General features: G+C 64.6%; 22 protein-coding genes. 11 read left to right on the top strand and 11 right to left on the bottom strand.

The genetic code is table 11. The features are described 5' to 3' along the window. Positions 1-86: 86 nt before the first annotated feature. Positions 87-1,373, bottom strand: a complete 1,287-nt coding sequence (locus tag AC56PL_RS00835; RefSeq protein ID WP_495514549.1) for a cytochrome P450 — start codon at positions 1,371-1,373, stop codon at positions 87-89. A gap of 160 nt (positions 1,374-1,533) precedes the next feature. Here AC56PL_RS00835 and AC56PL_RS00830 point away from each other — a divergent pair, with 160 nt between their 5' ends. From AC56PL_RS00830 to AC56PL_RS00815, 4 genes are all read left to right on the top strand, one after another. Then, complete coding sequence (locus tag AC56PL_RS00830) at positions 1,534-2,700, top strand: steroid 3-ketoacyl-CoA thiolase (protein ID WP_497152751.1); 1,167 nt, start codon at positions 1,534-1,536, stop codon at positions 2,698-2,700. Positions 2,701-2,706: 6 nt separating this feature from the next. After that, on the top strand, positions 2,707-3,186 hold the full coding sequence (locus AC56PL_RS00825; protein WP_495514547.1) for a nitroreductase/quinone reductase family protein: 480 nt from the start codon (positions 2,707-2,709) through the stop codon (positions 3,184-3,186). A 124-nt stretch (positions 3,187-3,310) separates the two neighbouring features. Beyond that, a complete protein-coding gene (locus AC56PL_RS00820) occupies positions 3,311-5,011 on the top strand; it encodes an alkaline phosphatase D family protein (RefSeq protein WP_495514546.1) in 1,701 nt (566 codons plus the stop codon). 21 nt (positions 5,012-5,032) lie between these two features. Continuing rightward, positions 5,033-6,112 carry a metallophosphoesterase gene (locus AC56PL_RS00815; protein WP_495514545.1) on the top strand — a complete coding sequence of 360 codons (1,080 nt, stop codon included), beginning with the start codon at positions 5,033-5,035 and terminating at the stop codon, positions 6,110-6,112. Here the strand turns inward: AC56PL_RS00815 and AC56PL_RS00810 are convergent. Further along, positions 6,100-6,486, bottom strand: a complete 387-nt coding sequence (locus tag AC56PL_RS00810; RefSeq protein WP_497152750.1) for a VOC family protein — start codon at positions 6,484-6,486, stop codon at positions 6,100-6,102. The two genes, AC56PL_RS00815 and AC56PL_RS00810, sit on opposite strands and share 13 nt — an antisense overlap. 87 nt (positions 6,487-6,573) lie before the next feature. Here AC56PL_RS00810 and AC56PL_RS00805 point away from each other — a divergent pair, with 87 nt between their 5' ends. After that, the gene (locus AC56PL_RS00805) at positions 6,574-7,227 is read left to right on the top strand and encodes a GNAT family N-acetyltransferase (RefSeq protein WP_497152749.1); all 654 of its coding nucleotides are present in this window, start codon (positions 6,574-6,576) and stop codon (positions 7,225-7,227) included. 85 nt (positions 7,228-7,312) lie between these two features. Here the strand turns inward: AC56PL_RS00805 and AC56PL_RS00800 are convergent, their stop codons facing one another. The 3 genes from AC56PL_RS00800 to AC56PL_RS00790 are packed head-to-tail and all read right to left on the bottom strand — an operon-like array spanning position 7,313 to position 9,400. After that, positions 7,313-7,687 (bottom strand): DUF8021 domain-containing protein, encoded by a 375-nt coding sequence (locus tag AC56PL_RS00800; RefSeq protein ID WP_495514542.1) that lies wholly within the window; start codon positions 7,685-7,687, stop codon positions 7,313-7,315. After that, positions 7,684-8,604, bottom strand: coding sequence for an SDR family oxidoreductase (locus tag AC56PL_RS00795; protein WP_495514541.1), 921 nt, complete (start codon positions 8,602-8,604; stop codon positions 7,684-7,686). The genes AC56PL_RS00800 and AC56PL_RS00795 overlap by 4 nt, the downstream gene beginning before the upstream one ends. Positions 8,605-8,620: 16 nt before the next feature. Further along, a complete protein-coding gene (locus AC56PL_RS00790) occupies positions 8,621-9,400 on the bottom strand; it encodes an SDR family oxidoreductase (protein ID WP_495514540.1) in 780 nt (259 codons plus the stop codon). A 91-nt stretch (positions 9,401-9,491) separates the two neighbouring features. On the opposite strand from AC56PL_RS00790, the gene echA20 reads away from it, so the two are divergent. The 5 genes from echA20 (at position 9,492) to AC56PL_RS00765 (ending at position 14,505) form a co-directional block, all read left to right on the top strand. Then, the gene (echA20, locus tag AC56PL_RS00785; protein ID WP_495514539.1) at positions 9,492-10,265 is read left to right on the top strand and encodes a (7aS)-7a-methyl-1,5-dioxo-2,3,5,6,7,7a-hexahydro-1H-indene-carboxyl-CoA hydrolase; all 774 of its coding nucleotides are present in this window, start codon (positions 9,492-9,494) and stop codon (positions 10,263-10,265) included. A 6-nt stretch (positions 10,266-10,271) separates the two neighbouring features. Next, positions 10,272-11,162, top strand: a complete 891-nt coding sequence (locus tag AC56PL_RS00780) for a CoA-transferase (protein ID WP_495514538.1) — start codon at positions 10,272-10,274, stop codon at positions 11,160-11,162. Beyond that, a complete protein-coding gene (locus AC56PL_RS00775; RefSeq protein WP_495514537.1) occupies positions 11,132-11,947 on the top strand; it encodes a CoA-transferase subunit beta in 816 nt (271 codons plus the stop codon). Before AC56PL_RS00780 ends, AC56PL_RS00775 begins: the two co-directional genes overlap by 31 nt. Beyond that, entirely contained in the window at positions 11,944-13,014 is a 1,071-nt protein-coding gene (locus AC56PL_RS00770) for a nitronate monooxygenase (RefSeq protein WP_495514536.1), read from the top strand. Before AC56PL_RS00775 ends, AC56PL_RS00770 begins: the two co-directional genes overlap by 4 nt. Positions 13,015-13,188: 174 nt before the next feature. Further along, the gene (locus AC56PL_RS00765) at positions 13,189-14,505 is read left to right on the top strand and encodes a class I SAM-dependent methyltransferase (protein WP_495514535.1); all 1,317 of its coding nucleotides are present in this window, start codon (positions 13,189-13,191) and stop codon (positions 14,503-14,505) included. 15 nt (positions 14,506-14,520) lie between these two features. Here the strand turns inward: AC56PL_RS00765 and AC56PL_RS00760 are convergent, their stop codons facing one another. The 6 genes from AC56PL_RS00760 to AC56PL_RS00735 all read right to left on the bottom strand — a co-directional run bounded on the left by AC56PL_RS00760 (position 14,521) and on the right by AC56PL_RS00735 (position 21,322). Further along, entirely contained in the window at positions 14,521-15,501 is a 981-nt protein-coding gene (locus tag AC56PL_RS00760) for a DUF389 domain-containing protein (protein ID WP_497152748.1), read from the bottom strand. Positions 15,502-15,544: 43 nt separating this feature from the next. Continuing rightward, positions 15,545-16,099, bottom strand: a complete 555-nt coding sequence (locus AC56PL_RS00755) for a TetR-type transcription factor C-terminal domain-containing protein (RefSeq protein ID WP_495515997.1) — start codon at positions 16,097-16,099, stop codon at positions 15,545-15,547. 194 nt (positions 16,100-16,293) lie between these two features. Continuing rightward, positions 16,294-17,805, bottom strand: coding sequence for an aldehyde dehydrogenase family protein (locus AC56PL_RS00750; protein ID WP_495514533.1), 1,512 nt, complete (start codon positions 17,803-17,805; stop codon positions 16,294-16,296). Positions 17,806-18,066: 261 nt separating this feature from the next. Continuing rightward, positions 18,067-19,221 carry an acetyl-CoA C-acetyltransferase gene (locus tag AC56PL_RS00745; protein WP_497152747.1) on the bottom strand — a complete coding sequence of 385 codons (1,155 nt, stop codon included), beginning with the start codon at positions 19,219-19,221 and terminating at the stop codon, positions 18,067-18,069. A gap of 38 nt (positions 19,222-19,259) precedes the next feature. Further along, positions 19,260-20,072, bottom strand: coding sequence for an SDR family oxidoreductase (locus AC56PL_RS00740; protein ID WP_495514531.1), 813 nt, complete (start codon positions 20,070-20,072; stop codon positions 19,260-19,262). Continuing rightward, entirely contained in the window at positions 20,069-21,322 is a 1,254-nt protein-coding gene (locus AC56PL_RS00735) for an acyl-CoA dehydrogenase family protein (protein WP_495514530.1), read from the bottom strand. Before AC56PL_RS00735 ends, AC56PL_RS00740 begins: the two co-directional genes overlap by 4 nt. A gap of 131 nt (positions 21,323-21,453) precedes the next feature. Between AC56PL_RS00735 and AC56PL_RS00730 the strand changes: the two genes are divergently transcribed. After that, positions 21,454-23,055 carry a FadD3 family acyl-CoA ligase gene (locus AC56PL_RS00730; protein ID WP_495514529.1) on the top strand — a complete coding sequence of 534 codons (1,602 nt, stop codon included), beginning with the start codon at positions 21,454-21,456 and terminating at the stop codon, positions 23,053-23,055. Positions 23,056-23,223: the final 168 nt, after the last annotated feature.

Genomic DNA, 23,223 nt, shown 5'->3' with positions numbered 1-23,223 from the left:
TCCCTTGTATCGACAGCAGTGTGGTTGTGCCGACAGCAGTGTGGCCCCACCCTTTCAAAGGGTGGGGCCACACTGGATGTTCGTGACTAGTGGGCGACGGGGCAACCGGTCCCGTAGTTGACCGTCATCTCCTTGACGCCGTTGATCCAGCCGGACCGCAGGCGGCGCGGCTCGGCGAGCTTGGTGATGTCCGGCATGTGGTCGGCGATGGCGTTGAAGATCAGGTTGATCTCCATCCGTGCCAGGTTCGCTCCGACACAGTAGTGAGCGCCGTGACCACCGAATCCCACGTGCGGGTTGGGGTCTCGCAGGATGTCGAACTCGAAGGGATTCTCGAACACTTCTTCGTCGAAGTTCGCCGATGCGTAGAACATCCCGACGCGCTGGCCCTTCTTGATCTCGACATCGCCGAGAACAAGATCGTGGCGGGCGGTGCGCTGGAAGCAGTTGACCGGCGTGGCCCAGCGGACGATCTCGTCGGCCGTGGTCGCCGGACGTTCCCGCTTGTACAGCTCCCACTGATCCGGGTTGTCGATGAAGGCGTTCATCCCGTGACTGATCGCATTTCGGGTGGTCTCGTTGCCTGCCACCGCGAGGAGCAGCACGAAGTAGCCGAACTCGATCTCCTCGAGGGACTGCCCGTCGATGTCGGCATTGACGAGTGCCGTCACGATGTCGTCTTTCGGGGAGTTCTTGCGCTCCTCGGCCATCGTGTAGGCATAGCCGAGCAGTTCGGCCGAGGCGATCTGCGCCGGACTGAGCTCTTCACCCTCGAGGGGCTCGTTGAACTCGGGATCGTCGGTGTTCATCATCGTGTTCGACCAGTGGAACAGCCGCTCACGGTCTTCGGCAGGCACGCCGAGCAGATCGGCGATGGCCATCAGCGGCAGATTGACCGCGACATCCTCGACGAAGTCGCCTTCCCCTTTGGCAGCGGCATCACGGGCGATCTTCTGGGCCGCCTCTTCGAGGGACTCCTCAAGCGCGTGCACGGCCTTGGGCGTGAACAGCTTCGCCACGAGCTTGCGCAGACGGGTGTGCTCCGGCGGATCGTGGTTGATCAGCAGCGCCTTGGTGATGTCGAGCTGCTCCGAGGTCATCTCGTCGTCGAACCGCATGATCACACCGTTTTCGTTGGTGGACCAATCGTCGTTGTTCTTCGACACCGCCCGAATGTGCTCGTGCTTGCTGACAACCCAATACCCACCATCGTGGAAGCCACCACCCTTGCCCTCTTCCTGGGCGTTCCACCAGACAGGGGCGGTCTTGCGCAATTCCGCGAATTCCCGGACCGGGATACCCTGCTCTAACAGGTCAGGACTGGTGAAGTCGAACCCCTTCACGAACGGGCACACCTGCTCGGCCTGCGTCATTGCATTCCCCTCAATCCTCTGCATGAACGTGTTCTAGTCGATCGTAGAGCACAATGGTCAGCAAGGCCACTACCTGCTGTAATAGGACTTGTGTCCAGTTGGCAACTTGTTCTAGTTTCGTATGGACAACGACCTTTTTCGCGGTACGAAAGGAAATGACATGGGAACACCGGTGATCGTCGAGGCGACCCGCTCCCCGATCGGCAAACGAGCGGGATGGCTCTCCGGACTCCATCCGGCGGAACTGCTCGGAGCGACCCAGAAAGCTCTGGTGGAACGCGCCGGAATCGACCCGAACGAGGTCGAGCAGGTCATCGGCGGCTGCGTCATGCAGGTGGGTGCGCAATCGAACAACGTCACCAGGACCGCGTGGCTGCATGCCGGGCTCCCGTGGCAGACCGGGGCGACCACAGTCGATTGCCAGTGCGGTTCTGCCCAGCAGGCCAATCACCTGATCGCCGGCCTGATCGCGACCGGCACCATCGACGTCGGGATCGCCTGCGGTGTCGAGTCGATGACAGCAGTTCCGCTCGGCGCCAACGTGATGCTCGAAGGTGCGGGCAAACGACGCCCCGAATCGTGGGATATCGACATGCCCGATCAGTTCGGGGCCGCAGAACGTATCGCGAACCGGCGCGGGATCACCCGCGCGGACGTCGACGCGCTCGGACTGCGCAGCCAGCAGCTCGCCAAGCAGGCCTGGGACGAGGGCCGCTTCGACCGGGAGATCTTCTCGCTGAAGGCACCCGAGCGGACAAAGGAAGGCGAGCTGACCGGCAACATCCTCGATGTCGCACGCGATCAGGGATTGCGCGAGACCACCCTGGAGTCGCTGGCCAAGCTCAAGCCGGTGGTCGAGGGTGGCATCCACACCGCAGGCACCTCGTCGCAGGTCTCCGACGGCGCCGCCGCCGTTCTGATCATGGACGAGGACAAGGCAAAGGCGTTGGGGCTCAAGCCTCGTGCGCGCTTCGTCGCGCAAGCACTGGTCGGCGCCGAGCCGTACTACCACCTCGACGGACCGGTCCAGGCCACCGAGAAGGTCCTGGCCAAGGCCGGGATGTCCATCTCCGACATCGACCGTTTCGAGGTGAACGAGGCCTTCGCCTCGGTGCTGCTGTCCTGGGCCGCGGTTCACAACCCCGACATGGACAAGGTCAACGTCAACGGCGGCGCGATCGCGCTCGGCCATCCGGTCGGATCCACCGGGGCGCGCCTGATCACCTCCGCGTTGCATGAATTGGAGCGTTCCGACTCGTCCACCGCCCTGATCACCATGTGCGCCGGTGGAGCGCTCTCCACCGGAACCATCATCGAACGGATCTGAGCTCCTATGCCGCCGCAAGAAACCCCCAAGGCCCTCAATTCGAAGGCCGTCGGCACGATCATCAAGCTCGGATCACGCATCAACACCCGCGTCTACAAGATGAGCGGGGGCAAGGTCGGGGCGAACTGGAGGGTCGGCGCCGGTTTCAAGAAGCCGGTCCCGGTCATCCTGCTGACCACCATCGGCCGCAAATCCGGGAAGCCGCGCACTGTTCCGCTGCTGTATCTGCGCGACGGCGCCGACATCGTGGTGGTCGCCTCCCAGGGTGGCATGGCATCGAACCCGGCCTGGTACCTCAATCTGAGGGACAACCCCGACGTCACCATCCAGGACGGCAAGCACACCACGGTGATGCGAGCCCGCGAGGCCACCGACGCTGAGCGCGAACGCCTGTGGCCGCAGCTGGTGGAGATCTACGCCGATTTCGACACCTATCAGGGCTGGACCGAACGCAAGATCCCGGTGGTCATCTGCGAACCGAAATGAGTTGACGCGCGGCGGCGCAGGGGGCCACACAGCCAAGTGTTCACCGGTGGGTCGCAAAGAATTCTTTGCGAAGGTGACCCGATCGGATGCTCGGGGTCGCCGGGTATGCCAGGATTTGTGCGCAATGACAATTACCTCAGATCCCCAGCCGGCGGTGCCGGCGCCCACCTGGACTGCGCCGTCTCGTCGCGCATTTCTCGGCGGAGCCGCAGTCGGAACCGTTGGCATCCTCGGGACGGTCTATGCCGGGCGCGCGGGCGCCGATAGTCCAGCGCCCCAAGCGGCATTCCGGCACGGCATCGCGTCGGGTGATCCGCTGCCGGACCGCGTGATCCTGTGGACCCGTGTCACTCCCACCCCCGACGCCACCCCGGGGTCCGGTCGCGGCGGTGCCACCTCCGTGGCCTGGGACGTCGCCACCGATCCGGGGTTTGCGTCGGTGGTCTCGTCCGGGACCGCCGATACCGGACCCGACCGCGACCTCACCGTCAAGGTCGATGCCGGTGGTCTGGCACCAAATACCCGCTACCACTATCGGTTCCGCGTGGTCAGCGGTCCGGCTGCCGGTGCCGTCTCCCCGACCGGGCAGACAAAAACAGCACCCGCGACGGCCGCCGACGTGGCCGAGGTGCGGTTCGGTGTTGCCTCCTGCGCGAACTATGAGGCCGGCTACTTCAGCGCCTACCGGCATCTGGCCGCACAACCGGACCTCGACGCGATCGTCCACCTCGGCGACTACATCTACGAGTACGGGGTCGGCGAGTACGGCGGACATGACGGGTCGGTCCGCACCCACGAGCCGCCACACGAGATCGTCTCGCTCACCGACTACCGAATCCGGCACGGCCAGTACAAATCCGACGTCGACCTGCAGGGTGCGCACCGCAATGTGCCGTGGATCTGCACCTGGGACGACCACGAATCGGCCAACGACGCCTACGCTTCGGGCGCCGAAAATCACAGTGCGGCCGAGGGTGATTGGCAGGCCCGCAAAGCCGCCTCCGAGCAGGCCTACTACGAGTGGATGCCGGTCCGGCCCGAAGTCGACGCCGGCGGCCGCCATCTCTACCGCCGCCTTCGCTTCGGGAACCTGCTCGAACTCACGATGCTCGATCTGCGGACGTACCGCAGTGCACAGCAATCGATGACGTCCGCGAAGACCGACAGCCCGGCCGCCACCATCACCGGCGCGGCGCAGATGTCCTGGCTGACCGGTGGTGTCGTCTCGTCGCCTGCCACGTGGCAGATCATCGGCAACCCGGTGATGATCAGCCCCATCCTGATCCCGCCGCTCGAACCACGCACCACCGAGGCACTGACCGAACTACTCGGTGTCCCGCAGGCCGGGGTCCCGTTGAACGCCGATGCGTGGGACGGCTACACCGCCGACCGCAAGCGGCTCTACCAGGCGTTGCAAGACAACAACATCGACAACGCGGTGTTCATCACCGGCGACATCCACATGTCTTTCGCCTGCGACCTACCCGTCGACGCCGCGAACTATCCGGGCGCAGGCACCGTTGGTACCGAGTTGGTGGTCACCTCGGTGACCTCCAACAACGTCGACGACATCGTCGGGGTCCCCGAATACACCGCCGGCGCGGTCGCTTCGGCCGCACTCACCAACATCAATCATCACCTGCGCTGGGTCGACACCGATGCCCACGGTTACGCGGTCCTGACCGTGACCCCGGCTGCCACACAGATGGATTGGTATTTCATCGACAACCGCAGTGATCCACGCTCGGGTCAGCGATACGCTCAGTCCTGGCGGGTGCCGGGCGGCTCCAAGCACGTTCACCCCGCCACCGGTCCAGCTCGTTGATTCGCAGAAAGACACCCCGCCATGAGTGAGCAGCCCACACCATCTCGTTCCGGCATCCGCCGGCGCACGTTCCTGGCCGGGACCGCGGCAGCGGCAGGCGCCGGAATCGCCCTGGCAGGCACAGCGCAGGCTGCACCCGCGAACAACGGCCGGTTCCCGTTTCCCCAAACCGGTTCGACGGCACGGATTCTGATCACCGGCGACGCCGGAACCGGTGAGGCGCCCCAGTACGCGGTGACCAAGGCGGCCCGGGCACTGCACGCGCAGAACCCGTTCGGGATGGCAGTCGGGCTGGGCGACAACATCTATGAGACCGGCCCCAACGGCCCCGACGACCATCAGTTCGACGAGAAGTTCGAAAAGCCCAACACCGGCCTCGACTTCCCGTGGGTGATGGCATTGGGCAACCACGACAACTCCGCGGTGTTTCCCGGCGACGGTGGCTGGCTGTTGCGCGGTGATGCCGAGGTGGCGTACCACTCGCGGTCATCGCGCTGGTACATGCCCAGGCGCTACTACTCGGTGGCGGTACCGCAGCAGACCCCACTGGTCGAGTTCTTCATCCTCGACCTCAATCCGATCGCGGCGTACATCCCGCCCTTCCTCGCGCCGTATTGGGAACCGCAGGGCACGTACATGACACAGCAGCGTCAATGGCTGCGAAAAGCACTCGCCGAGTCCAAGGCGACGTGGAAGATCGTCGGAACGCACCACCCCTACCTCAACAACGGACCTCACGGCAGCGCCGGCCACTACGACGGCATCCCGATCCCCCCGATCAACGGCATCCTCGTCAAGGAATTCTTCGAACAGGAGATCGCAGGCCGCGCGCACTTCTTCCTGTCCGGGCACGATCACTCGCTGCAGGTTTTCGATCCGACCACCTTGTCGAAGGGCACCCGCCAGCTCGTGTCGGGCGCCGCGTCCAAGTCCGTCGAAGACCGATCGTCCAAGGAAACCCCGGCGCTGTACGAGAACTATTCCAACCGCGGATTCATGACCATGGACATCACCGAATCGGCCGTCGACCTGAGGGTGTTCACCGTCGATCTGGCGAGCGGAATCCCGTCGCAGGCCTTCGGAAAGGTCTATTCCGGCTGATCGGACGCCTGGCCCAGATGCAGGTGGTTTCCGTCCGGATCAACGACCTCGGCGACCCGTTCGCCCCAGGGCATGTCTGCCGGCGGGGAGACCGCGCTCGCACCGGAAGCAACCGCCGCCTCGAAGGCGGCGTCGCACGCCTCGACGTACAGCCACAGCGACACCCGTCCACTCGTGTCGGCAGTCGGCGCGGTCGGATCAGGCGAGATACCGAGACTTTGTGCTCCGAGCTGCAACGACACGAACTGCGGCTCACCTTCCTCCGGGAACTGGTAGGCGAGCTCTGCTGCGAAGACCGCACGATAGAACGCCACCAGCCGGGCGAGGTCGCGACTGGACAAGATCGGGAACAGATCATGAACCGCTGCGGGCATGGTCGATCTCCTCGTTCGCCGGTTCCGGCACGTAGAGCGTACCGGGGTCAACAGGCCCGACGAGCACATTCGCAATAGACTCACACCATGACTGATCCAGACCGCGCCGCAATTCGTCGCGACATCACCGCCGCACTCGAAGCCGCTTTCGAACAACGCCATGCCGTACTCGACGCCATCGTCGGGGCCGAAGACCGTCCAGCCGCCGTGGCAGCCATCGCAGACCTGCTCTCGGTGCCTGCCGTCGGTGCAGAGGCCGTCCTGGGGATGTCGTTCGATCGTTTGACGGTGTCGGCACGGCGCGCCAATGCCGCCGAGCTCGAGGACCTCAACAGCAAGCTCACGTTCACCCAGACCGACCGTCCGGCCGCGACCGCCGAGACGCTCTTCCTGCGGCCGTTCAAAGACAGCGATGCCGACCTGTTCGCAGCCCGGACCGCCGATGTGGGTGCGGCAGGCGACGGCAGCGGCACACCGGCCGCCGAGATCAGCGAAGAGCTCTCCTCGGCCAACAGCCGGATGGACAACGAAGAAGCCGTGTGGCTCGTGGCCGTCGAGGGTGAGCAGAAGGTGGGCATCGTCTTCGGCGAACTGTCCGACGGAGAGGTCGACGTCCGGATCTGGATCGCACCCGACCACCGCAAGCACGGCTACGGCACCGCTGCGCTCCGTCGCAGCCGCTCCGAACTCGCCGCGTACTTCCCCGGTGTCCCGATGGTGGTCCGCGCCCCCATCGCATAATTCGTAAACGCTCCACCTATGCGAAGACGCTCCACATATTTGTGGAGCGTCTTCGTATTTGTGGAGCGTTTGCGGGTCGGCGGTGTCACCGACGGTGCGGGACTCCGAACTTCGCGAGGATCCTGATGATCCGGCCGGTCTCGTCGAACTCGAAACTCTCGGTCACGGACGCCCGTAGCCGCAGTGGCTTCGGATGCACATGCACATAGAACGTCGCGTGGACGACGCGCCCCGTTGAGATCGTGGCCTCGAAGTCACCGATCGCATGGATGAGACGGAACTGCGGTCCGCGAGCCAGACTGCGCCGCAGGTGATCTCCGTTGCGGCCGGTCTTGATACCCATCTCGATCCGAACACAGTCCGGATGAAACGGCACCCCCGATGGGTCATGGCTGACCAGGGCGTCGACATACGACTTCGCCGCCGCGATCAGCTCTCCATCGGTGGGCGCGGCGGTCATCGTGCCCCGTAGACCGGCATCGGTGTGGGTGCTTCTTCCAGGATGTCTTTCACCACGGGTCCGAGTTCAGCCGGATCCCACTTGGCGCCCTTGTCCCGCTTGACGCTTCGCTGCCAGCCATCGCTGACCGAGATGGTTCCACCCTCGACCTCGAAGACCCGGCCACTGACCTGAGCCGACTCCTCGGAGCCCAGCCAGACCACGAGCGGGGACACGTTCGCCGGATCCATCGCGTCGAACGAGCCGTCCTCGGGCGCTGCCATCTGCGCGGCCATGGCCTCACCGGAACCGGTGGTCATGCGGGTACGAGCCGACGGCGCAATGGCATTCACCGTGACACCGTAACCCTTCATCTCCGCCGCGGCCTGGATGGTGAGTTCGGCGATCGCGGCCTTGGCGGCGGAGTAGTTGCCCTGTCCGACCGAGCCGTACAGCCCGGCGCCCGACGAGGTGTTGATGACACGGGCCGCCCGGGTGTTGCCTGCCTTCGACTCGGACCGCCAGTACGCGGCGGCATGGCGCAGCATCGCGAAGTGCCCCTTGAGGTGGACGCGGATGACGTTGTCCCAGTCCTCTTCGCTCATCATCACCAGCATCTTGTCGCGCAGGAAACCAGCGTTGTTGACCAGCACGTCGAGGCCGCCGAACGTGTTGATCGCGGTCGCCACCACGTTCTGCGCACCGGCCCAATCAGCGACGTCGTCGCCGTTGACGACCGCTTCGCCGCCCGCAGCGATGATCTCGGCGACGACCTGCTCGGCGGGAGACTCCCCGGTGGCCGTCCCGTCCAGGCCGGCGCCGATGTCATTGACCACCACTTTCGCGCCTTCGCGGGCGAAGGCCAGCGCATGTTCGCGGCCGATCCCCCGGCCGGCGCCGGTCACGATGACAACGCGTCCGTCAACAATTCCACTCATCATTATCTCCTCAGGTTCAGGTGTTGGTAGGGGTGACCGAGTTCGCGGCGGTGGCGGCGTCCAGGAACGCCAGCTTCTCTCCGCCGCCATGCACGGTCAGTGTCGAACCGGTGATGTAGGAAGCCAACGGCGACAACAGGAATGCCACCGCATTGCCCACATCCTCGGGTGAGGCCAGACGGCCCATCGGGATGGTCTTGCCGACGGCATCCACCCCGGCCTGGTCGCCGTAGTGCAACTCCGCCAACTCGGTGCGTACCGCCCCGGCGACCACCGAGTTGATCCGCACGGTCGGTGCCCATTCGGCGGCCAGTGAACCGGTCAGCGAATCGAGCCCCGCCTTGGCCGCACCATAGGCCGCGGTCCCGGGCGACGGCCGATGGCCGCTCATGCTCGAGACGTTCACGATCGAGCCGCCGCTTTGCTGTTCACGCATGATCTTCTGCGCTGCCTGAGAAATGATGAGCGGCGCGAGCATGTTCAGTTCCACGATCTTCGAGTGGTAGCGAGGTGAGACGTCCGCGGCAAGTGCAAACGGTGCCCCGCCTGCATTGTTCACCGCCCCGTCGAGACTGCCGTGGCGCCGGGTGATGTCTTCCAGCATCGCGGTGACCGCGTCAGCGTCGCGAATGTCGCAGCTCACGAAGTCCACCCGCGGATCGGGTACGTCGGCAGGCCGCCGAGCACACGCCACCACGGTGGCTCCCAGGTCTGCCAGCACCGCACTGATACCGGCACCGACACCTCTGACGCCACCGGTCACCAGTACCACCTGGCCTTGCAAGCCGAGGTCCATCCACGCTCCGTTCCGAGTCAGCAATTTGAGTGTTAAGGTACCAAGCAATTGCTTGGTTGGTCTACACCAGGACAGTACGCGAGGAGCATTGATGCCGATCACCACATCCACAGTTGAACCGGGAGTCGTCACGGTCACCGTCGACTACCCACCGGTCAACGCCCTGCCGTCGGCGGCATGGTTCGAACTCGGCGAGGCGATCATCGCCGCCGGTCAGGCGCTGGACACCCACGTTGTGATCCTGCGAGCCGAGGGCCGGGGGTTCAATGCCGGCGTCGACATCAAGGAGATGCAGGCCACCGAGGGATACGACGCCCTTGTCGCCGCCAACCGCGGATGCGCTGCCGCTTTCGCCGCGGTCTACGACTGCGCGGTGCCCGTCATCGTCGCGGTGAACGGATTCTGCGTGGGCGGTGGCATCGGTCTGGTCGGCAACGCCGACGTGATCGTGGCCTCCGACGACGCCATCTTCGGGCTGCCCGAGGTCGATCGCGGGGCACTGGGCGCCGCCACTCACCTGGCCCGGCTCGTCCCCCAGCACACGATGCGCACGCTGTACTTCACCGCGCAGAACGTCACCGCCCAGCAATTGCTGCACTTCGGTTCGGTGCAGGCAGTGGTGCCGCGAGCCGAACTCGACGAGGCCGCACTGGAGATCGCCCGCAAGATCGCCGCGAAGGACACCCGCGTGATCCGGGCGGCCAAGGAAGCCATCAACGGCATCGATCCGGTCGACGTGAAGAACAGCTACCGCCTCGAACAGGGCTACACCTTCGAACTGAACCTCGCCGGCGTGGCCGACGAGCACCGTGACGCGTTTGTCGAAACCGGCAAGCCAAAAACCGCAACAACCAAGGGGGCTTGAGCCCAGATGGCAACCGACAAGACCAGCACCCTCGACGAGATCATCGGCGAGATCGAAAGCGGAATGACCATCGGTATCGGTGGTTGGGGTTCGCGGCGTAAGCCGATGGCACTGGTACGGGCCCTGGCCCGTTCGAGCGTCACCGACCTGACCGTGGTCACCTATGGCGGGGCGGATCTCGGTTTGCTCTGTGCCGCAGGCAAAGTGAGCAAGGCCTACTACGGCTTCGTCTCGCTCGACTCCCCGCCGTTCTACGATCCGTGGTTCGCACACGCGCGCACCACCGGGGCCATCACGGTCCGTGAGATGGACGAGGGCATGGTCAAGTGCGGCCTCGAGGCCGCCGCTGCACGCCTGCCCTTCCTGCCGATCCGCGCCGGACTCGGCTCCGACGTCCCGAACTTCTGGGATGGCGAATTGAGCACGATCACCTCGCCCTACCCCGACGAGGACGGCCGCCACCAGACCTTGATCGCGATGCCTGCCCTGGAACTCGACGCGGCGTTCGTCCATCTCGACATCGCCGACAAGCACGGTAACGCCGCCTACACCGGCGTCGACCCGTACTTCGACGACCTCTACTGCGGTGCGGCCAAGCGGCGTTACGTCGAGACCGACCGCCTGGTGACCACCGAGGAGCTGGTGGAAAAGGTTCCGGTGCAGCGTCTTCTGCTCAACCGGCTCAATGTCGACCGGGTGGTGCACACCCCGAACGGTGCGCACTTCACCTTTGCAGGCGAATACGGGCGCGACGAGGCCTTCCAGCGGTTCTACGCCGAGTCGGCCAAAACCCCCGAGGCCTGGCAGGCGTTCTCCGACCGGTTCCTGACCGTGCCCGAAGACGTCTATCAGGCAGAGGTCGAAAAATGGAACTCCGAGCGAGAGGCCGCACAGTGACTACCCCGATTACCGCGTCAGATGTGACACGCGCCGAGTACTGCGTCCTCGCGTGCGCCGAGATCTTCACCGGCGCAGGCGAAATCATGGCCTCGCCGATGTCCACCACCCCGTTGATCGGCGCCCGGCTGGCGCGCCTGACCACCGAACCCGACCTGCTGATCACCGATGGCGAATCCATGATCTTCGCCGACACCCCGGCCGTCGGACGCTCCGGCGCCATCGAAGGATGGATGCCGTTCCGCAAGGTCTTCGACGTGGTCGCGTCCGGCCGCAGGCACGTGGTGATGGGCGCCAACCAGATCGACCGGTACGGCAACCAGAACCTCGCATCGTTCGGGCCGCTCCAGCACCCCACCCGCCAGATGTTCGGATCCCGCGGCGCACCGGGAAACACCATCAACCACCCCACCAGCTACTGGGTTGCCAAGCATTCCGCTCGGGTGTTCACCGATGTCGATGTGGTCTCCGGTGTCGGCTACGACAAGATCGACCCCGAGAACCCGGCGTTCAAGTACCTGAACATCCCCCGCGTGGTCACCAACCTCGGTGTCTTCGACTTCGAAGGCCCCGGCCACACCATGCGTGCGGTCTCTCTGCATCCCGGCGTCGACGCCGCAGAGGTCGCCGAGAACACGGGCTTCGAGATCGCCGGCCTGGCCGATGCTGCGGTCACCCGCACGCCCTCGGCCGAGGAACTGCGGATCATTCGTGAGGTCCTCGACCCGAAGGGGCTGCGGGAGAAGGAAGTCAAGCCCGTACCGTCTGACAAGGCAGCACAGTGACCGCATCTCCGCTTTCGACCCGGTTCACCGAACTGGTCGGCATCGATTACCCGATCGTCCAGACCGGCATGGGCTGGGTGTCGGGACCATCGCTGACCTCGGCGACGTCCAACGCCGGCGGACTGGGCATCCTGGCCTCGGCGACGATGACCTATTCCGAACTGGAAGCGGCCATCAAGAAGACGAAGACGCTGACCACCAAGCCTTTTGGTGTCAACATGCGCGCCGACGCCACCGACGCACCCGAGCGGATCGACCTGCTGATCCGCGAAAAGGTCAAGGTCGCCTCGTTTGCGCTGGCACCCAAGCCTGACCTCATCACGAAGCTGAAAGATCATGGCATCGTGGTCATCCCGTCGATCGGTGCCGCAAAGCACGCGGTGAAGGTCGCGTCATGGGGTGCCGACGCCGTCATCGTCCAGGGCGGCGAAGGTGGCGGACACACCGGTCCGGTTGCCACCACGCTGTTGTTGCCGAGTGTGCTCGACGCACTCGGACCCGACGGCATCCCGGTGGTCGCGGCCGGCGGGTTCTTCGACGGCCGTGGCCTGGTTGCCGCATTGGCGTACGGTGCCGAGGGCGTGGCGATGGGCACCCGATTCCTGTTGACCAGCGACAGTGCCGTGCCCGACTCGGTCAAGGCGCAGTATCTCGAACGCGGGCTCAGCGACACCGTCGTCTCGACGAAGGTCGACGGCATGCCGCACCGGGTGCTGCGGACCGAGCTGGTGGACAAACTCGAATCGGGCAGTGGCGCAACCGCACTGGCGGCGGCCGCGAGTAACGCCAACAAGTTCAAGCGGATGACCGGCATGAAGTGGTCGACCATGCTCAAAGATGGTCGCACCATGCGCAAGTCGGGCGAACGCACCTGGCAGCAGATCATCATGGCAGGCAACACCCCGATGTTGTTGCGGGCCGGACTGGTCGACGGCAACACCGAAGCCGGAGTCCTGGCTTCGGGTCAGGTGGTCGGGATGATCAACGACCTGCCCAGCTGTGATGAGCTCATCCAGCAGATCATGACCCAGGCACGGAGCCGTCTGGACGGTCTGCGCAAGTTCTGATCCCCTGACCCCGTGTAGGCCTTGGCACGTACGCCGGTGCGCGTGGGCAAGGCCTACACGGGGATCGGATCACCAAATCAACTGGTGGTGAACTCTTGCCACTTCGGACACTCCCCGCGAACCAAAGTGTTAGCTTTTTGAAGCAGCTGACCGTTCGCGCAGGGAGGTCCTTCGATGAGTTCAGCCGCACAACGTGTGCTCTCGACGTTCGAAGAGCTCGTAGGGACTGAACTCCCGATTCACGTGCGATGTTGGGACGGCTCCGAAGCCGGACCGCCCGACAGCGCCGCCCGTGTCCACCTCCGGAATCGAACTGCCCTCCGTCGCATGTTGTGGTCGCCAGGCGAACTCGGCCTGGCCCGCGCATTTGTGGCAGGTGACCTCGAGGTCGAGGGCGACATCTTCGCATTGCTGGATGTCCCCGGACTGCTCTCGCGGATCAGCGAACACCGCGTCCGCACCATGCGTCCGGGTGCGGTCCTGCGCATCGTGGGTTCCCTGGCCAGACTCGGCGCCGTCGGACCGCCACCGAAACCACCGGCCGTCGAGATGCGGCACAAACGCGGGCCACTCCACAGCCGAGCACGCGACTCCGCCGCAATTTCGCACCACTACGACGTCGGTAACGACTTCTACCGCCTGTTCCTCGACAGCGGCATGGTGTATTCGTGCGCATATTGGGAGGACGGCGTCACTGATCTGGACGTCGCCCAGATCGCCAAATGTGATCTGGTCTGCCGGAAGCTCGGCCTGAAACCCGGCATGCGTCTGCTCGACGTGGGCTGCGGGTGGGGCACGATGGCCATCCACGCAGCGAAGACGTACGGGGTCGACGTGGTGGGTGTCTCGTTGAGCCAGGAACAGGTCGAATTGGCGAAGACCAGGGTCGCAGATGCCGGTCTCTCCGGACAGATCGAGATCCGGTTTCAGGACTATCGCGACGTCGATGACGGCCCCTACGATGCCATTTCGAGCATCGGGATGTCCGAACACGTCGGGCTCTCGCAGCTACCGACGTACACCGGCACCTTGGACGGATTACTCAAACCCGGTGGTCGGCTTCTCAATCACGCGATCGCCCGGGTCACCTCCCTGCCCGACGACCCCAACCCGTCGGCCACCTTCATCGACCACTACGTGTTTCCCGACGGCGAGATCCTGCCGCTGAGCAAGACAATCGATGCGCTGGAGCAGGCCGGCCTCGAGGTTCGCGACAGTGAGGCACTTCGTGAGCACTACGCGCTCACCCTGCGCGCCTGGGTCGACAATCTGCTGCGGTCGTGGGACCGCGCTGTGGCACTGGTCGGGGCGCAACGAGCCCGCACGTGGTTGCTCTATCTCGCAGCCAGTGCCCTCGGGTTCGAGGAGGCGCGACGTCTCACCATCCACCAGGTACTGGCGGTATGCCCCAGCGACGACGGCGTCAGCGGACTGCCCCGGACCCGCCGCAGTTGGTATCGCCCAGACGTCAGCGGTCAACCGCCGTATTAGAAGCGCCGACGCCCCTCACGGTTCGCGTTGCCACCGATCACCCAGCCGTCGACCGATGGGCAGGGTGGCGCGATACGCCGAGATCTTGGACCACACCATGTGCTGCACCGCCAGCGTCAGCCAGCCCGCGATGGCCATCCCGGCGAGGTTGATCACCAGTTGCAAACCACTGCCGACGATCGCGTCCCGGACTCCGAAAGCCAACCCCAGTGCGACATTGCCCGCGGCGGGAATGGTTGTCACGGAGATGAAGACCCCGGACAGCCCACCCAGCCGGGCCGATGTCAGAGACAGCACCCCAGCGATCCCCGCGATCACGGCAACGATGAACGACCACTTGTCCGGGGTGTAGATGAAGTCGGTGTCGGGCCGGGACTCGGTCACATCGGCCACCGTCACCCAGCCGAAGCCGCGTGCGACGAGGGTTGCGATGGTCGTGGCCACGATGGCCAGCAGAAATCCACCACTCAGGGTCATCAATGCGCGTCCGAGAAGCGTCATCCGGCGGCGTACCAGTGCGACCCCGAGCGCAGCGACGGCCCCGAACTCGGGACCGAGAACCATCGCACCGACGAGAAGGATGCTCGAATCGAGAACGATGGCCACCGCACACAGCACGGTCGCCAAAACCATGAAACTTGCGAAGGTCCAATTGAATTCGGAGTCGTCGTAGGCCAGTTGTGTGACATCGGCCCAGACAACCGCATCTGCACTCGCCCCCGGTGTCGCCCGGTCGGCCTCCCGAGCGCTCTGAGAGACCCACGTCGGGACCGGGGCCAGATGAATACTGCCGAACCGGTGAATTCCCATGTCCCGCAACATATCGACGACCTCGTTGGCACCTTCCCTGGCGATGTAGGCCTCGATCACATCACCTTCGGGCTTGACCGACACACCACGAAGTACCGTCACGTTACTGACAGCGGTGTCCTCGCAGAGAAGTTCTACGATGCGATCTGCGTGTTCACCTGGGGCGATGACCCGTATCTGCAGCATTCCGACAGCTTGCCACGGCGCACCCGCCGAGACGGCGAAGCGGTCAGCGTGGCACGATCCCGTCGAGCACGACGCTCAGATACTGATCGGCCACCTGGCGGGCGGTCCGCTCGCCACCCGGGCGATACCAGCGGACGGCAACCCAGACCGTGTCGCGCATGAAGCGGTACACCAGTTCGGTGTCGAGATCAGGCCGGAAACTGCCGTCGGCCACACCCCTGGTCAGGACGTCGCTCCACAGGGTGCGGAACTCGACGTTGCGATCCTGGATGTACGAAAAACGTTCCTGGCCGGCGAGCCGCTTGGCCTCGTCCTGATAGATGGCCACCGCCGAATGATCGCGGTCAATGCTCTCGAACGACGCGATCACCAAGGCAGTCAAGGTTTCTCGCGCCGGCATACCGGCCGCGACCACCTCGTGATAGGTCTCGAAGAGCGAATCGAGGAACGACTTCAGGATCTCGTCGACCATCGACTCCTTGGAGTCGAAATGGTGATACAGACTGCCGGAAAGGATGCCCGCCGAATCGGCGATGTCGCGGACGGTGGTGGTCCGCAGTCCACGTTCAGCAAAAAGCCCACTTGCCACCGCCAGCAATTCATCACGCCGTGACGGACGACCATTGGCCGCATCAGCCGCCCCGGCCTTTCTCGCCTGACCGGCGCCCTGCTTCTTTGTCCCGCGGCTTTCCGCCACCTGCGACCACCTCCATCGATAGCCTAGCAAGCGCTTGGTTGCCTGGCTGCCGGAAGAGGTCGCCGCGGGTGGCGGAATCCATTCGACCTACGAGGTTACTTCTTGCCGTTTTTCTTGATGGATCGCTTGGTGAAGAAGTTCCACACCTTGAGCTGAATGTTGGTGGTCTTGGTGTCACGCGAGGTGAACGGCGCCGACATCATCTCCGAGACGGTGAGCTTCAACGACGAGAAGGCAATCGCCCGCGTGTGCGAGAAGGTATCGAAGCCGAACTTGCCGTGATAGTTGCCCATACCGCTGCGGCCGATACCGCCGAACGGCAGATCCGGGCCGAACATGTTGACCGCGAAGTCATTTCCGTTGATCGAACCCGATCGGGTCGAGTCGGCGAGCTTGGTGAAGCGGTCGTTGTAGTCGCCGTACCAGTACATAGTCAGCGGGTGCGGGTGGCTGCTGATGTGGGTGATCGCCTCATCGAGTTCCCGGTAGGGGTACACCGTGAGGACGGGTCCGAAGACCTCGTCCTCTTCGATCTTCATGCCTGCCTTGACACCGGTGAGCAGCGTCGGCGGGATCTTGCGCCCCTGGGCATCCGGCAACTTCTCCCCCGCCGGGATCACCTGATGCTTGGTGGCACCGAGAGCTTCGGCATCGTCGATCAGACCGACGATGCGGTTGAAGTTCTTCTCATTGATCGTCGACGTGTACTGCGGGTTGTCCTTGATCGTCGGCAGGTTGGTGCGCCAGCGGGCCAGCACACGGTCGGTGAACTCGCCGACCTTGGACTCCGGTACCCACACGTAGTCGGGGCACAGGCAGACCTGACCACCATTGACCAGACGCGCATCGGCGACCCCGTTGGCGGCCTTGGCGATGTCGGCGTCGATGTCCACGACCACGGGGTTCTTGCCACCGAGTTCGAGTGTCACCGGCACCAGGTTCTTGCCTGCCTCCGCGGCGACCGAAGCGCCCACATCAGGCGATCCGGTGAAGAACATGTGATCGACCTCGAGTTTTGCGAAGTCGGACCCACCACCATGAGCACTGGTCAACACGGCCAGTTCTTCGAGCTCGAAGTACTTCGGCGCATGCTTTGCCAGCACGGCCGTGGTCTTGGCGGTGACCGACGACGGACGCATCAGCACGCGGTTACCGGCAGCGAACGCTGATCCGGCCGGGACGATCGTGAGCTGCAGCGGGAAGTTCCACGGACCCATGATCCCGACAACACCCTTGGGGTCGTGCCGGAGTTCTTGGCGCAGGCCGGCGCGGGCCAACCATTTACCCGGCGTCGATGTCTTCATCCACCCGGAGAGGTGCTTCTTCTGGTGTGCCAGGTCGATCATGCAACCGGCGATATCCGCTGCCATCGACAGTTCACGGGGACGGGTGCCGAAGTCGTCGTTGAGCGCTTCGGCGATCTCCTCCGCGTGATCGAGGAGCAGCGACTGCAGACGATTGATCCGGTCGATACGGGTCTTGGCATCCGGGATCCCGTCACGCAGGAATGCCGCGCGTTGCAGTTCGAGCAACGCCTGCAGCGACAGCGTATCCGCCGACTTCTCATCTCGGACCTGCTGCTTTGCCACATCTGCTGGTTTGGTCATTGCGCGAGCCTCCACGAGCCGTTGGTCATTTGCGGGACGTTGGAACGAAAATCCAAGTCTGTCGCAAACCAGTATGCGCTACCTCACACCGAGCGCGCCACCGCCCATCTCGTGCCACCTGAATTTGTGCCGCCCACCTGCACTTGCAGGTGGGCGGCACATAGAACGCGAGGTGGGTAATCGAACCCGTCAGAGCCGTTCGATGATCTCAGGCGTTGGCAGTGCCGCCGCCCTCACACCGCGGCGAACTGACCGAACCCGTCAGAGCCGTTCGATGATCGTGACGTTGGCAGTGCCGCCGCCTTCACACATCGTCTGGAGGCCGTAGCGGCCGCCGGTGCGTTCGAGTTCGTGCAGGAGCGTCGCGAAGAGCTTGGCTCCGGTGGCGCCCAGCGGGTGTCCGAGGGCGATGCCGCCGCCGTTCGGGTTGACCTTGGCCGGGTCGGCGCCGGTCTCCTTGAGCCAGGCCAGCACCACGGGTGCGAAGGCCTCGTTGATCTCGATGACATCGATGTCGTCGATGGTCAGTCCGGTCTTGGACAGCGCGTGCTTGGTGGCCGGGATGGGGGCGGACAGCATCATCACCGGATCGTCGCCGCGGACCGAGATGTGGTGGATCCGGGCCCGCGGGGTCAGGCCGTACTGCTTGAGTGCGGCTTCGGAGACGACCAGGGTGGCCGACGCACCGTCGCAGATCTGTGAGGCGACGGCGGCTGTGAGATCCGAGCCCTCGGCCAGGACCTGCAGTGAGGCCATCTTCTCCAGCGACGTCTCGCGGGGGCATTCGTCGACGACGCAGTCGCCGAGTGCAACCGTCTCGGCATCGAAGCGGCCTGCTGCGATGGCGGCGCGGGCGCGCTCGTGCGACTGCAGTGCCCAGCGCTCCATGTCGTCGCGGCTGATGTCCCACTTCTTGGCCATCATGTCGGCACCGACGAACTGGGAGACCTCTGCGTCACCGAAACGCTTGTCCCAGCCCACAGATCCGAGGAAAGGGCTGTCGAATCCGTACTCGGCGCCTGCGAGCATCGCGGCGGAGATCGGGATGGCGCTCATGTTTTGCACGCCACCGGCCACGACGACGTCCTGGGTTCCGCTCATCACGGCCTGGGCGGCGAAGTGGATGGCCTGCTGCGACGATCCGCACTGGCGATCGACGGTGGTGCCGGGGATCTCCAGGGGCAGGCCGGCGGCGAGCCAGGCGCTGCGGGCGATGTTGCCCGCCTGCGGGCCGATTGCATCGACGCAGCCGAAGATGACGTCGTCGACGGTCATCGGATCGATGCCGGTGCGCTCGACGAGGGCGGAGATGACGTGTGCACCCATATCGGCGGGGTGGACCTTGGCCAGCGAACCGTTCCGCTTCCCGACCGGGGTACGCAACGCATCGACGATGTAAGCCTGGGGCGAAGACATGTTGTGCTCCTTCTATATTCGACGTTGGGACAGCAAGATCAGGCGCGCTGGCTCGAGATGGAGACGACCTCACCGGTGAGGTAGGTGGTGTAGTCGCTGGCGAGCATGGCGATGGTGGCGGCGATTTCCCAGACCTCCGCGGCGCGCCCGTATGCCTCGCGGGAGGCCAGGTCGGTGAGCAGTTCTTCGCTGGTCACCTTCGCCAGGAACGGATGTCGAGCGATGGACGGTGCCACCGCGTTGATCCGCACGCCGTATTCCGCGGCTTCGATCGCAGCGCAGCGGGTCAGTGCCATCACGCCGGCTTTGGCTGCCGCGTAATGGGATTGGCTGTGCTGGGCTCGCCAGCCCAGGACCGACGCATTGTTGACGATGACGCCCCCGTGCGGTGCGTCACGGAAGTAGCGCAATGCTGCGCGGGTCGCCCGGAAGGTGCCGTTCAGCGTGATGTCGATGACGCGATCCCACTCGTCGTCGTTCATGTCGACCACGGGGGTCTCACCGCCGAGGCCTGCATTGTTGACCAGGATGTCGATCCGGCCCAATTCACTTGCGGCGGTTTCGATCAGAGCGTTGACCTGCGAGGTCTCCTGGACGTTGCACACGACCTGCGCCACGGTCTGCTCACCGAACTCGGCGCGCAGCTTGTCCGCGGTCTCCGTCAGTCGCCGTTCGTGCCAATCGCTGACCACCACGTCGGCACCTTCGAGGAGCGCACGCCGCGCGGTGGAGAATCCGATGCCGGTTCCGGCAGCCGCGGTGACGACCACCTTTCGTCCGGCCAGGAGTCCGTGGCCGGGAATCTCTTCCGGGGCCGTCGCCAGCGGGCTGGGGCGATGTTCAACTGTCACGATCGTGCCTCTCGAGGTAGTCCGAGCACGCGCTCGGCAATGATGTTGCGCTGCACTTCATTTGATCCGCCATAGATGGTGTCCGACCTGGTGAACAGGTACAGACGCTGCCATACGTCGAGCTCGACGTTCCCGGGATCGAAGATGTTGTTCGGCGCGCCCTCACTCGTCGCGTCCGGAGCGATCAGCGAGGACGGTCCCTGGACCGCAACCGCGAGCTCACCGAGATCACGATGCCAGTTGGCCCACAACAGTTTTGCCACCGAGGCCTCGCCGCCGGACCCGCCGGTGTCGACCGCGGCCAGCGTGCGTTGCACATGGGCCCGCATCACGCGGAGTTCAAGCCAGGCACGGGCGATCCGCTCGCGGATGACCGGATCCTCGGCCGCCCCATTTGCCTTGGCCATCTCCACGATCTCGGTCAGTTCGCGGGAGAATCCGACCTGCTGGCCGAGCGTGGACACACCACGTTCGAACTGCAGCAGCCCCATCGCGACCTTCCAACCGTCGCCCGGCGCTCCCACCACAAGACTCGCCTCGGTGGTGGCGTTGTCGAAGAAGACCTCATTGAACTCGGAGGTGCCGGTGAGTTGCTGGATGGGACGCACCGTCACACCGGGCTGGTCGAGTGGGACGAGCAGGAAGCTCAGTCCGCTGTGCCGTGTCGAACCGGGTTCACTGCGGCACAGGACGAACGCCCACTGCGCGACATGCGCGAGCGAGGTCCAGATCTTCTGTCCGTTGATCACCCACTTGCCGTTCTCCAGACGGGCCGTCGTCGAGATGTTGGCCAGGTCGGAACCGGCGCCGGGTTCGGAATAGCCCTGCGCCCACAGCTCGTCGACCGTGGTGATCGGCGGCAGGAACCGTTCTTTCTGCTCCTGGGTCCCGAACGCGATCAGCGTGGGCCCGAGGAGTTCCTCACCGACGTGACTCACCCGTGCCGGTGCGCCGGAGCGCGCGTATTCCTGATGGAAGAGGATCCGCTGTTCGATGGTGGCCCCACGGCCACCGAACTCGGTTGGCCAGCCGAGGCAGGTCCACCCCGCCTGCGCCAGCAGCCGGTCCCAGGCCAGTCGGGGTCCAAAAAACTCGTGTTCACTGCCGGGCCCACCACGGGACTTCAGATGCTCGAACTCACCCAACAGGTGTTCATCGAGCCAGGATCGCACAGCGCCCGAGAATTCGGCCGCCGATCCGTCCCATCGTCCCAGGTCCACGCCTCGGTCAGCGAGCTTGATCGCCGTCATGCGATTCAGCCTAGCCGACCAAGCACTTGCTCGGTTTATCACCCAAGCAAGTGCTAGGTTTTTGCGACGAAGCCTGTTGCCTCCGGCACAGGTATTAGCCTTTTGAGCAGGTGAGAGCACCGGGAGGAATTATGTCTGTGGGATCGCAGCAGTCAGCAGCAAGCGTGGAGTCCGAAGAAGTGACAACTACGCCGCAGGCATTGATCCGAGCTGCGAGGCTCTGGCCCGACCAGACCGCCATCATCGACGATCAGTGGGGCCAGACGGTGTCACTCACCTGGTCGGAACTACTGGCGTCGGCGCGCACCTTCGCCACCGCCCTCGCCGAAGCGGGCATCGCCCCCGGCGACCGCGTGGCGATCTGGGCGCCCAACAGCTATCACTGGCCCATCGCCGCCCTTGGCATCCATTACGCCGGCGCCACGCTGGTGCCACTGAACACCCGGTACACCGCCACCGAGGCCCTGGAGATCATCCAGCGCACCCACGCGCGGGCCCTGGTGATCGCGGGCGCGTTCCTGGGGTCCGATCGACTCGGCGAACTCACAGCCGAGGCCGGGGGCGACCTTGCGGCAGCCACCGACCTCGTCGCCACCGTGCGCATCCGCCTGCAGCCCGACGACGAACGCGCGGCCATCGGTATCGACTGGGACGACTTCCTCGAGGCGGCCGCGACCCATGACCACAGTGAGGCCGACCGCAGGGCCGCCGCGCTGGCCCCCACCGACTACTCCGACATCCTGTTCACCTCCGGCACCACGGGGCGCTCCAAAGGCGTCCTGGCGGAGCATCAGCAGACCATCGCCGGATCCGGGGCCTGGGCCGACAACGGGGGTCTGAGCCCCGACGACCGCTACGTCATGGCGAACCCCTACTTCCACACCTTCGGATACAAGGCCGGCATCCTGGCCTGCCTGCTCAACGGGACAACCATGTTGCCGCTGGCGGTGTACTCGACCGACGCCGCCATGCAATTGGTCCAGGACCGCCGCGCGACGGTCTTCCCCGGAGCGCCGACCATCTTTCAGACACTTCTCGACGCTCCTCGCCGCGGCGAGTTCGACCTCTCCTCACTTCGCCTGGCCGTCACCGGGGCGGCCATCGTCCCGGTGGTCCTGGTCGAACGCATGCAGCGCGATCTGGGCATCGACACCGTCATCACGGCCTACGGCCTCACCGAGGCCGGCGGTTTTGTCACCACCTGCACGCCGGACGACGACGACGAAACCGTTGCCAATACCTGCGGACGCCCGTTCCGGGGTATGGAAATCCGGTTGTCGGACAGCGGCGAGGTGCTGACCAGAGGAAAGATGGTGATGGCCGGATACCTCGAGGACCCCGTGTCCACCAAAGAAGCGATCGACTCCGACGGCTGGCTCCACACCGGCGACATCGGGACGATCGACGACCGCGGCAACCTCTCCATCACGGGCCGCTCGAAGGACATGTACATCTGCGGCGGGTTCAACGTCTATCCCGCCGAGGTCGAGCAGGTGTTGTCCCGGATCGACGGCGTGACCGAGGCTGCGGTGATCGGTGTACCGGACGAACGTCTCGGCGAGGTCGGGCGCGCATATGTGTCGGTCGCCCCGGGTGCATCGGTGGACGAATCCTTGATATTGGCAAACGCCCGAGAGAAACTGGCGAACTTCAAGATCCCGCGTTCTGTGGTGTTCGTCGAACAGTTCCCTCGTAATGCGGCGGGGAAGATCTTGAAGCGCGAACTCGGCTAAAGATCCGTGCGCTTTGCGAACTATTCCAGGCCCTCAAACGTTTGCTTCAAGCGCACAATCTCGACACGTCGATTAAATGTCGCTGACGCTCAGAAAAAAGAAACTAAAGTGCAAAAGTGATCGCGACGATCATTTCTTTTCTGAGTGTTTACTGTGGAGCGAGTTTTA

It is taken from the genome of Williamsia sp. Y721 (genome assembly GCF_059683565.1).
This window is presented reverse-complemented; position numbering and strand designations above follow the sequence as displayed.

Excerpts from the sequence above, each read along its gene's own strand:
- AC56PL_RS00745 (WP_497152747.1), bottom strand. The coding sequence starts at position 19,221 with ATGTCTTCGCCCCAGGCTTACATCGTCGATGCGTTGCGTACCCCGGTC.
- AC56PL_RS00775 (WP_495514537.1), top strand. The coding sequence starts at position 11,132 with ATGGAACTCCGAGCGAGAGGCCGCACAGTGACTACCCCGATTACCGCG.
- AC56PL_RS00835 (WP_495514549.1), bottom strand. The coding sequence starts at position 1,373 with ATGACGCAGGCCGAGCAGGTGTGCCCGTTCGTGAAGGGGTTCGACTTC.
- echA20 (WP_495514539.1), top strand. The coding sequence starts at position 9,492 with ATGCCGATCACCACATCCACAGTTGAACCGGGAGTCGTCACGGTCACC.
- AC56PL_RS00730 (WP_495514529.1), top strand. The coding sequence starts at position 21,454 with ATGTCTGTGGGATCGCAGCAGTCAGCAGCAAGCGTGGAGTCCGAAGAA.
- AC56PL_RS00795 (WP_495514541.1), bottom strand. The coding sequence starts at position 8,604 with ATGAGTGGAATTGTTGACGGACGCGTTGTCATCGTGACCGGCGCCGGC.
- AC56PL_RS00780 (WP_495514538.1), top strand. The coding sequence starts at position 10,272 with ATGGCAACCGACAAGACCAGCACCCTCGACGAGATCATCGGCGAGATC.
- AC56PL_RS00765 (WP_495514535.1), top strand. The coding sequence starts at position 13,189 with ATGAGTTCAGCCGCACAACGTGTGCTCTCGACGTTCGAAGAGCTCGTA.
- AC56PL_RS00820 (WP_495514546.1), top strand. The coding sequence starts at position 3,311 with ATGACAATTACCTCAGATCCCCAGCCGGCGGTGCCGGCGCCCACCTGG.
- AC56PL_RS00760 (WP_497152748.1), bottom strand. The coding sequence starts at position 15,501 with ATGCTGCAGATACGGGTCATCGCCCCAGGTGAACACGCAGATCGCATC.
- AC56PL_RS00800 (WP_495514542.1), bottom strand. The coding sequence starts at position 7,687 with ATGACCGCCGCGCCCACCGATGGAGAGCTGATCGCGGCGGCGAAGTCG.
- AC56PL_RS00825 (WP_495514547.1), top strand. The coding sequence starts at position 2,707 with ATGCCGCCGCAAGAAACCCCCAAGGCCCTCAATTCGAAGGCCGTCGGC.
- AC56PL_RS00790 (WP_495514540.1), bottom strand. The coding sequence starts at position 9,400 with ATGGACCTCGGCTTGCAAGGCCAGGTGGTACTGGTGACCGGTGGCGTC.
- AC56PL_RS00830 (WP_497152751.1), top strand. The coding sequence starts at position 1,534 with ATGGGAACACCGGTGATCGTCGAGGCGACCCGCTCCCCGATCGGCAAA.
- AC56PL_RS00810 (WP_497152750.1), bottom strand. The coding sequence starts at position 6,486 with ATGCCCGCAGCGGTTCATGATCTGTTCCCGATCTTGTCCAGTCGCGAC.
- AC56PL_RS00750 (WP_495514533.1), bottom strand. The coding sequence starts at position 17,805 with ATGACCAAACCAGCAGATGTGGCAAAGCAGCAGGTCCGAGATGAGAAG.
- AC56PL_RS00805 (WP_497152749.1), top strand. The coding sequence starts at position 6,574 with ATGACTGATCCAGACCGCGCCGCAATTCGTCGCGACATCACCGCCGCA.
- AC56PL_RS00815 (WP_495514545.1), top strand. The coding sequence starts at position 5,033 with ATGAGTGAGCAGCCCACACCATCTCGTTCCGGCATCCGCCGGCGCACG.
- AC56PL_RS00735 (WP_495514530.1), bottom strand. The coding sequence starts at position 21,322 with ATGACGGCGATCAAGCTCGCTGACCGAGGCGTGGACCTGGGACGATGG.